The organism is Roseicyclus sp., from assembly GCF_965662675.1.
Lineage (GTDB): Bacteria > Pseudomonadota > Alphaproteobacteria > Rhodobacterales > Rhodobacteraceae > Roseicyclus.
Genome location: NZ_CBFIIK010000116.1, coordinates 1 through 8,097 on the forward strand (window position 1 = coordinate 1; position 8,097 = coordinate 8,097).

The 8,097-nt window shown below is 64.7% G+C and carries 8 protein-coding genes; 3 read left to right on the forward strand and 5 right to left on the reverse strand.

Going from position 1 to position 8,097, the window contains the following annotated elements; all coding sequences use genetic code 11:
* From ACTG4J_RS13485 to ACTG4J_RS13495, 3 genes are all read left to right on the forward strand, one after another.
* Positions 1-850 (forward strand): TRAP transporter substrate-binding protein (locus tag ACTG4J_RS13485; RefSeq protein ID WP_439140263.1); only part of this gene is annotated, 850 nt, incomplete at its 5' end.
* 86 nt (positions 851-936) lie between these two features.
* Complete coding sequence (locus ACTG4J_RS13490) at positions 937-1,515, forward strand: TRAP transporter small permease (RefSeq protein ID WP_439140264.1); 579 nt, start codon at positions 937-939, stop codon at positions 1,513-1,515.
* The gene (locus ACTG4J_RS13495) at positions 1,512-3,005 is read left to right on the forward strand and encodes a TRAP transporter large permease (RefSeq protein ID WP_439140265.1); all 1,494 of its coding nucleotides are present in this window, start codon (positions 1,512-1,514) and stop codon (positions 3,003-3,005) included. The genes ACTG4J_RS13490 and ACTG4J_RS13495 overlap by 4 nt, the downstream gene beginning before the upstream one ends.
* Positions 3,006-3,011: 6 nt before the next feature.
* On the opposite strand, the gene kynU is transcribed toward ACTG4J_RS13495, so the two are convergent.
* The 5 genes from kynU to ACTG4J_RS13520 all read right to left on the reverse strand — a co-directional run bounded on the left by kynU (position 3,012) and on the right by ACTG4J_RS13520 (position 8,061).
* Positions 3,012-4,199 carry a kynureninase gene (gene kynU, locus ACTG4J_RS13500; RefSeq protein WP_439140266.1) on the reverse strand — a complete coding sequence of 396 codons (1,188 nt, stop codon included), beginning with the start codon at positions 4,197-4,199 and terminating at the stop codon, positions 3,012-3,014.
* On the reverse strand, positions 4,196-5,026 hold the full coding sequence (locus tag ACTG4J_RS13505; protein ID WP_439140267.1) for a tryptophan 2,3-dioxygenase: 831 nt from the start codon (positions 5,024-5,026) through the stop codon (positions 4,196-4,198). Before ACTG4J_RS13505 ends, kynU begins: the two co-directional genes overlap by 4 nt.
* Positions 5,027-5,098: 72 nt before the next feature.
* Positions 5,099-6,025 (reverse strand): metal ABC transporter permease, encoded by a 927-nt coding sequence (locus ACTG4J_RS13510; protein WP_439140268.1) that lies wholly within the window; start codon positions 6,023-6,025, stop codon positions 5,099-5,101.
* Positions 6,025-7,239: a metal ABC transporter permease gene (locus ACTG4J_RS13515; RefSeq protein ID WP_439140269.1), complete on the reverse strand. Its 1,215-nt coding sequence runs from the start codon at positions 7,237-7,239 to the stop codon at positions 6,025-6,027. Before ACTG4J_RS13515 ends, ACTG4J_RS13510 begins: the two co-directional genes overlap by 1 nt.
* A 6-nt stretch (positions 7,240-7,245) precedes the next feature.
* On the reverse strand, positions 7,246-8,061 hold the full coding sequence (locus ACTG4J_RS13520) for a metal ABC transporter ATP-binding protein (RefSeq protein WP_439140270.1): 816 nt from the start codon (positions 8,059-8,061) through the stop codon (positions 7,246-7,248).
* Positions 8,062-8,097: the final 36 nt, after the last annotated feature.

Sequence of the window (8,097 nt, forward strand, 5' to 3'; positions counted from 1 at the left end):
GCGCGTCCCCTCGATGCAGCTGGGCGGCACGCCACCGCAGCTAATCGACCAAGCGATCGACGGCACGGTCGATATCGTCTGGACGCTGCCGGGCTATACGCCGGGCCGCTTTCCCCGGACCGAGGTGTTCGAGCTGCCCTTCATCATCGCAGGCGGCAATGCCGAAGCCGCCAGCCGGGCCTTTTGGCAATTGGCCGAAGAAGAGATGATGGCAACCGATTTTGCGGGTCTCCATGTTCTGGGGCTTTGGGTGCATGGGCCGGGTGTGATCCATTCCAAGACCCCCATCACCACGGTCGCCGATCTGGCGGGCGTCAAGCTGCGCGCGCCCACGCGGACCACGAACCTGATGTTCTCGGCGCTGGGGGCCACCGCCATCGGCATGCCGGTTCCGGCTGTCCCCGAGGCGCTGGCCCAAGGGGTGATCGATGCGACCGTCATCCCGTGGGAGGTGACGACCGCGCTCCGCGTGGCCGAACTGGTGGAATATCACACCGAATTCGGCGGCGAGGCGCTTTATGCCGCGACTTTCATCTTGGCGATGAACCCCGCAAGCTATGCAGCATTGCCCGAGGATCTGCGCGCCATCATCGATGCCCATTCGGGGCTGGAATTCTCGGCCAATGCGGGCCGGGTGCAGCAAGACTATGACGCGCCGGGCCGCGAGATGGCGGAGGATCAGGGCAACACGATCATCACGCTCGATGAGGCCCAAGTCGCCGCATGGCGCGCGGCGGCCGAACCCACGATCGAGACTTGGGTGGCCGATCTGACCGCATCAGGCGTCGACGGGGCGGCGCTGGTGGCGCGCGCGCGCGCGCTGATCGCCGAGAACCTGCCCGCGAACTGATCGCCGCAAGCGGTGGCGCGCTGCGCCATCGCCCGCTATATCGCGCCAGAACGCTTAAACCCAACGGCTGCGCGAGGGACCAAGCCATGCTGAACATGATCACACGCCTTGCGCAGGTGATGGCATTGCTTGGCGGTCTGGTGCTGTGCCTTTTGGTGGCAATGACTTGTCTGAGCATTCTCGGGCGCGGCTTGAACAGCCTTGCGCATGGCGCAACCATGGCCGCGCTTGCACCCGCTTTCGCCACATGGCTGACCGCCCATAGCGGGCCGGTGACGGGTGATTACGAGTTGATCGAGGCGGGCATCGCATTCGCCATCTTCGCCTTCTTGCCGATCTGCCAGCTATCGGCGGGACATGCGCGGGTCGATCTGATCGCAAGCGCCCTGCCCGCCCGCATCAACCGCGTCCTGGCCGCCTTTTGGGAGGTGGTGCTGGCCGCGATCATCATCGTGATCGGCTGGCGGCTTTACTTGGGTTTTCTTGAAAAGCTCGACAATGGCCAAACGACCTTCTTGCTGCAAATGCCGGTCTGGTGGGCCTATGGCGCAAGTTTTCTGGCGGCCTTGGTCGCGGGGCTGGTCGGGGTCTATTGCGCGATGATGCGCCTGCGCGCGGTGCGAACAGGGCAAGATCCCCTATCCTCCGAAGGGGCCGAGCCGTGAGCGCTTTCGCCATCGGTCTTTGGTCCTTCCCGGTGCTTTTGGCGCTGATCTTTCTGCGCGCGCCCATCGGGGCTGCGATGTTCATGATGGGTGCAGGTGGTCTGTGGCTACTGACGGGCAGCCCGGATATGGCGCTGAACCTGCTCAAGGGGGAAAGCTACGCCACCTTTTCCAGCTATTCGCTGTCGATCATCCCGATGTTTCTGTTGATGGGGCAATTCGCGACGCTGTCGGGCATGTCGGGGGCGCTGTTTCGTGCCGCCGAAGGCTGGCTCGGCCATCGCAAGGGGGGCGTTGCCATGGCATCCGTCGGGGCCTGCGCAGGCTTCGGCGCGATTTGCGGCTCATCGCTCGCGACGGCGGCCACGATGGGGCGCGTGGCGCTGCCCGAATTGCGCCGCTATGGCTATTCGGGGGGCTTTTCCACCGCGACCTTGGCGGCAGGCGGCACGCTCGGCATCTTGATCCCGCCCTCGGTGATCTTGGTGATCTATGCCATCTTGACCGAGCAAAACATCGCCTCGCTGTTTCTAGCGGCCTTCGTTCCCGGCATTCTGGCGGCTATCGGCTATATGCTGACAATCGCGATCTATGTGCGGCTGAACCCTGAAAGCGCGGGCGTGAAAGCCCGCGTGCCTTATGTCGCGCGCCTGCGCGCGCTGGCCGAGATATGGCCGGTGATCGCGGTCTTCGGCCTTGTGGTGGGCGGCATCTATGCGGGTTGGTTCACACCGACCGAAGGGGCGGCGGTGGGCGCGGCTGGCACAGGCCTTCTGGCTGTCGCGCGCGGCAACATGACTTGGTCGCTCTTCAAACAAAGCATCATCTCGACGGCCATTTCCAGCGCGATGATCTTTTTCATCATCTTGGGCGCGAAACTCTATAATTCCTTCCTCGCGCTCACACAAATGCCGCAGGAGCTATCGCTGTGGGTAGTCGGGCAAGGCTATACGCCGCTGACCGTGCTGATCCTGATCATGGTCTTCTACCTTGTGATGGGCTGCTTGATGGACAGCCTGTCGATGATATTGCTGACCATTCCGATCTTTTGGCCCGTCATGGCGGGATTGGATTTCGGGCTGATCACGCTCATCGACATGCAGGCCGCAAGGCTGGCACAAGGCGTGGTCGATGGCATCAGTATGGCCCCGGATCTTCTGGCGCAGGCGCAGGCGAAATTGGCCGAAGGCATTGCGCTGAGCCGGGACGAGTTTCGCGCCCTTGGCCTGCGCCCCGTGACGGAGGCGATGCATGCCGATTTCAACACCACGCTGACCGCGATCTGGTTCGGCATCTTGGTGCTGATCGTGGTCGAGGTGGGGTTGATCACGCCGCCTGTCGGGATGAACCTGTTCATCATCAACGCCATGGACCGCGCGACACCCATCACCGCCACCTATCGCGCGGTGATGTGGTTCGTGACCTCCGACCTGATCCGGGTGGCGATCCTCGTGGCCTTCCCGGGGATCACGCTGTTCCTGCTGCGCTGACCCGCGTCAGGTGACGGCGTGGCGCGCGTGATATTCGGGGCGGTCCCACAGGCGTTGCGTGATGATACGCCCAAGGATCTCGGCGGCGGCGACCACATCGTCCTCGTCGATGTAAAGCGGTGTGAAGCCGAAGCGCATGATGTCGGGGGCGCGGAAATCGCCGATCACCCCATGCGCGATCAAAGCCTGCATCGCGGCATAGCCTTGGGCGAAATGGAAGGAGACTTGGCTGCCGCGCAATGCCGGGTCGCGCGGGCTGGCCAAGGCCAGATCGGGGCAGCGCGCCGCCATTTCCGCGATGAACCGCTCGGACAAGGCGATCGAGGCGGCGCGCAAATCAGCCATATCCACCCCCTCCCAGACATCGAGCGCGGCGTCGAGTGCTGTCATCTGCAAGACCGGCGGCGTGCCGACCCGCATCCGCGCCACACCGGGCGCGGGGCGATAATCGAGATCGAAGGCGAAGGGCGCGGCATGGCCCAGCCATCCGGCAAGGGCCGGATCGACATGATCGGCCAGATCGGGGCGGATATAGATGAAGGCGGGCGCGCCGGGGCCGCCATTGAGGTATTTATAGCTGCACCCCACCGCGAATTCCGCGCCGCATGCCGCCAGATCGACGGGCACCGCCCCGGCGCTATGGGCCAGATCCCAGATCATCACCGCACCCGCCGCATGGGCGGCGCGTGTGATCGCGCCCATGTCGTGCATCCGGCCCGTGCGGTAATCGACTTGGGTCAGCATCACGGCGGCCACCTCGTCGGTGATGGCACCCGCCACGTCTTCGGGGGCGACCACGCGCAGCGTGTGACCATGGCCCAGATGCCGGATCAGCCCGTCGGCCATGTAAAGATCGGTCGGGAAATTGCCGCTGTCGGATAGGATCACGCGTCGGTCAGGGCGCATCTGCAGGGCGGCGGACAGCGCCTGATAGACCTTGATCGAGAGCGTGTCGCCCATCACCACGCTGCCGGGTGCCGCCCCGATGAGCCGCCCCACCCGGTCGCCCACGCGTGAGGGCTGCGCCATCCAGCCGTCAAGGTTCCAGCCCTTGATCAGATGCGCGCCCCATTGCCCCGTCACTGCCTGCGCCACGCGCGCGGGCACCGATTTGGGTAAAGGGCCCAACGAATTGCCGTCGAGATAAATCACCCCCGCGGGCAGATCGAACAGATGTTTGCGCAAGATGCTCATAATTGCCCCCTGACCTGCCACAGCTCGGGGAACAGCTCCACCTCGAGCATGCGGCGTAGATATTGCACGCCGGATGTGCCACCCGTGCCGCGTTTGAAGCCGATGATCCGCTCGACCGTGGTAACATGGTTGAAACGCCAGCGGCGGAAGTAATCCTCCAGATCGACCAGCTTTTCGGCCAGCTCGTAAAGCGCCCAATACGCGGGCGGATCGCGGTAGACCTGCGCCCATGCATCGCGGATCGCCTCTTGGGCGGCATGGGGCGCGTCCATCTTGTAATGCGCGCTGAAATCCGTGCCCAGTTCGCGTCCCAGCCGGTCTAGCGCCACGTGGTAGAGCGATTTCTGGCCAAGCTCCGCCACCAGCGCGCCATGCAGCGCGGGGCGGTGTTCATGCACCTTGAGCATTGCTTGGTTGCGGTTACCCAGCATGTATTCGATGCGCCGATATTGGTGCGACTGAAACCCCGAGGATTTGCCCAGATCATCGCGAAAATCGCTGTATTCCGAGGGCGTCATGGTGCGCAGCACATCCCATGCGCCGTTGAGCTGTTCGAAAATCCGCGCAACGCGTGTCAGCATCTTGAACACGGCGCGCACATCACCAGCCGCAAGCCCCGCGCGCGCGGCGGTCAGTTCATGGATCGCCAGCCGCATCCAAAGTTCGGATGTCTGGTGCTGGATGATGAACAGCATTTCATCATGCGCGTCAGAGAGCGGCTTTTGCCCATCGAGCAGCCCGTCCAGTGCAAGATAGTCGCCATAGCTCATCTCGCGCGCATAGGACATGGTGGCGCCGTCTTTGGCGGGATCATAGGCATCGGTCATGGCAAGCTTTCAGTCAGGATTACGCGACGAGCGTCACCCTGCCCCGCCCCGGCGCGCACCGCAACCCATCGCTCATCCGCCCGGCGCCACGCCCGCGCCTGCGCGCGCGCGCCCCCAAAGGCAGGCCATCGCAAGCATCACCCCCGACACGGTCGCGATCATGCCCGCGGCGCTGACCGCGCTGTCAAAGCCCAGCCAGATCGGCCCATACCCCGCCAGCACATAACCAAGCACCGCCGAAAGCGCCGCGATGGCGACCGACAGCCAGATCTGGCTCGCCAGCCTGTCGGTCATCAGCCGCGCGGTCGCGGGCGGGCAGATGAACATCGCGATCACGATGATCGAGCCCACCGCATCAAAGGCCGCCACCGCGGCGATAGCGGCAGCGATCACCAGCGCCAGGCCGATGGCCGACACCGGCAGGCCGATGGCGCGGGCAAAGCCCTCGTCAAAGGTCGAGAGTTTCAGGGGCCGCCAAAAGATCAGCGTCAGCGCCCCCATCAACGCCGCCACCAAGGCGATCCGCGGCAATTCAGGCGGCAGATGGGACAATGCGACAGGGTCCAACAGGCTATGCCAGCCGCTGGCGCGCAGCCAGATCAGGGTTTCCAGATTGCCCATCAGCGCGTGATCGACGTCGAGATGGACGCGCGATGTGTCGGATTGCTCGAGCAACAGCACGCCGCCTGCGAAAAGCGCGGTAAAGACCACCCCCATCGCGGCGCCGGGCTCGATCCGGCCCAAGCGGCGGACGGCTTCGATCAAGATCACCGCAACAAGCGCGGCGGCACCCGCCCCGATCAGCATGGGCATGGTCGCGACCGTTCCGGTGACCAGAAAGGCAACGACAATACCGGGCAAGACCACATGGCTGATCGCATCCCCGATCAAGGCCTGACGGCGCAGAATCAGGAAATTGCCGGGCAGCGCGCAGGCGATGGCCGCCAAAACCCCAATCAGCAGGGGTGTCAGGGAAAACTGGACGAATTCGGCACCCATCACCCGCCCCCCACCGGCTGTGGCGGGCCGATCCGCGCGTCGAAATCGACGATCTGGTCTTGGGTGAAGACCTCTTCGATGGGTGTCAGCCCGTCATAGCGCCCGCTCAGTGCGGTGTCTTGATGGATCGCGCGCGCGATGTCCCAGCGGCGCTCGTCGCGCAAGGATTTGGCGGCCAGCGCCCGCCCCTTGTCGGTGGCGACACCATCGGGGCGGATCACACCCGCGCCGCGCAAAAGGCGCAGCGTCAAAGGGTCGTGGATGGGCTCAGCGCGCGCCAGTGACAACAGGCCTTGGCGCCAATGCACACGCGCCTGAAAACGTCGCCTTGCCAAGACCGCGGCCAACACCCCCCGGCGCGGCGCGAAAAGCAGAGACAGCGCAAAGAGTGCCGCGGCGATCAGCACGATGATCGGCCCCGTCGGCAGATCGGGAACCGTGGCCGAAAGCGCCGCGCCAAGATAGCCTGACGCCCCGCCGACACAGCCCGCCATCCAAAGCATCCGCCCGACACGGTCTGTCCAGAACCGCGCAGTCACCGGGGGAATGATCAACAGCGCGACGATCAAGATCAGCCCCACCAAGCTCAGCCCGATCACCGTGATCGCCATGACCAGCCCCATCATCACCAGATCGATGCGCGCGACACGCACCCCCAGCGCGGCCGCATGGCCGGGATCAAAGGCGACCAGCGTCATGGGGCGGCGCAAAAGCACGATCAGCGCCACCACCAGCGCCCCGCCCACCGCGATCAGTACCGCATCTTGCATCAGCATGCCCGCGGTGGCACCGAGCAAGAAATCCTCCAGCCCCGCCTGACGCCCGCGATCAAGGGACTGGATCACCGTCAACAACACCACGCCAATGCCGAAAAACACCGATAGCACCGCCCCGATGGCGGCATCCTCGGCCAGCCGCGTGCGGCGCACGATCCAATCGACCAGGTAAAGCCCCGCCAGCGCGCTCAGCCCCGCCCCGACCAAAAGGCCGGCCAGATTGCGCCCCTCCCCGCCCAAGGCCACCATGACGAGAAAGGCCAGCGCGATCCCCGGCAAGGTCGCATGCGCCATCGCATCCGACACAAGCGCGCGTTTGCGCAAGAACAGGAATGTTCCCGCCATACCGGCGGCAAAGCCCAGTAATGTCGCCCCGATCGTCACCAGCGCCGCGTTATAGCCCGCCTGCAACATCAGCGCGTCGACAAAGCCCGCCATGCCCGTCTAGCGCCCCGCCGGATGCAACTGATCAAGCTGCCCCGCCCCCAGCCGCCCCCCGTAAGTCTGGCTCAAGGCGGCCGTGGTAAAGGCCTGCGCGACAGGCCCTTGCGCCATGGCGCGCACGTTCACGAGGAAGACATGGTCGAAATAATCCACCACCGTGGACAGATCGTGATGGACCGCGATGACCGATTTTCCGGCGGCGTTGAGCGATTTCAGCACGGTGATGATCGCGCGCTCGGTGGCCGCATCGACCCCGGCGAAGGGCTCATCGAGCAGGTAAAGATCGGCCTGCTGGGCGAGCGCGCGGGCCAAGAAGACGCGCTGTTGCTGACCGCCGGACAGCTGCCCGATCTGGCGGTCGGCAAAACCCTCCATCCCCACACGCGCCAGCGCGTCTTGCGCCAAGGCCATGTCGGCCCGCCCGACCCGGCGCAAAAGCCCAAGGCTGCGATAACGCCCCATCAAGACGACATCGATCGCCGTGGTGGGAAAATCCCAATCCACCGAGGCGCGTTGCGGCACATAAGCAATGCGCCCACGTGCCTTTGCCAGCGGTTGACCAAAGAATTGCACCTCACCCGAGACCATGGGGATCAAACCAAGGGCCGCCTTCAGAAAGGTTGATTTCCCCGCCCCGTTCGGCCCGATGATCGCCGACATGGACCCGGCGGGGAATGTCGCATCGACCGAAAAGAGCGCGGGCTTTTCGCCATAGCTGACCGTCATGCCGCGCACGCAAAGCGCCGCGCGCGCCGCATCGGCCCGTTCGCCTAACATCGCCCCGTCATGGGCGGCAAGTCGCAGCGCCTCTGGCATGGGATCGTTCAATTCATGGCCAATGCGTCGATGCGC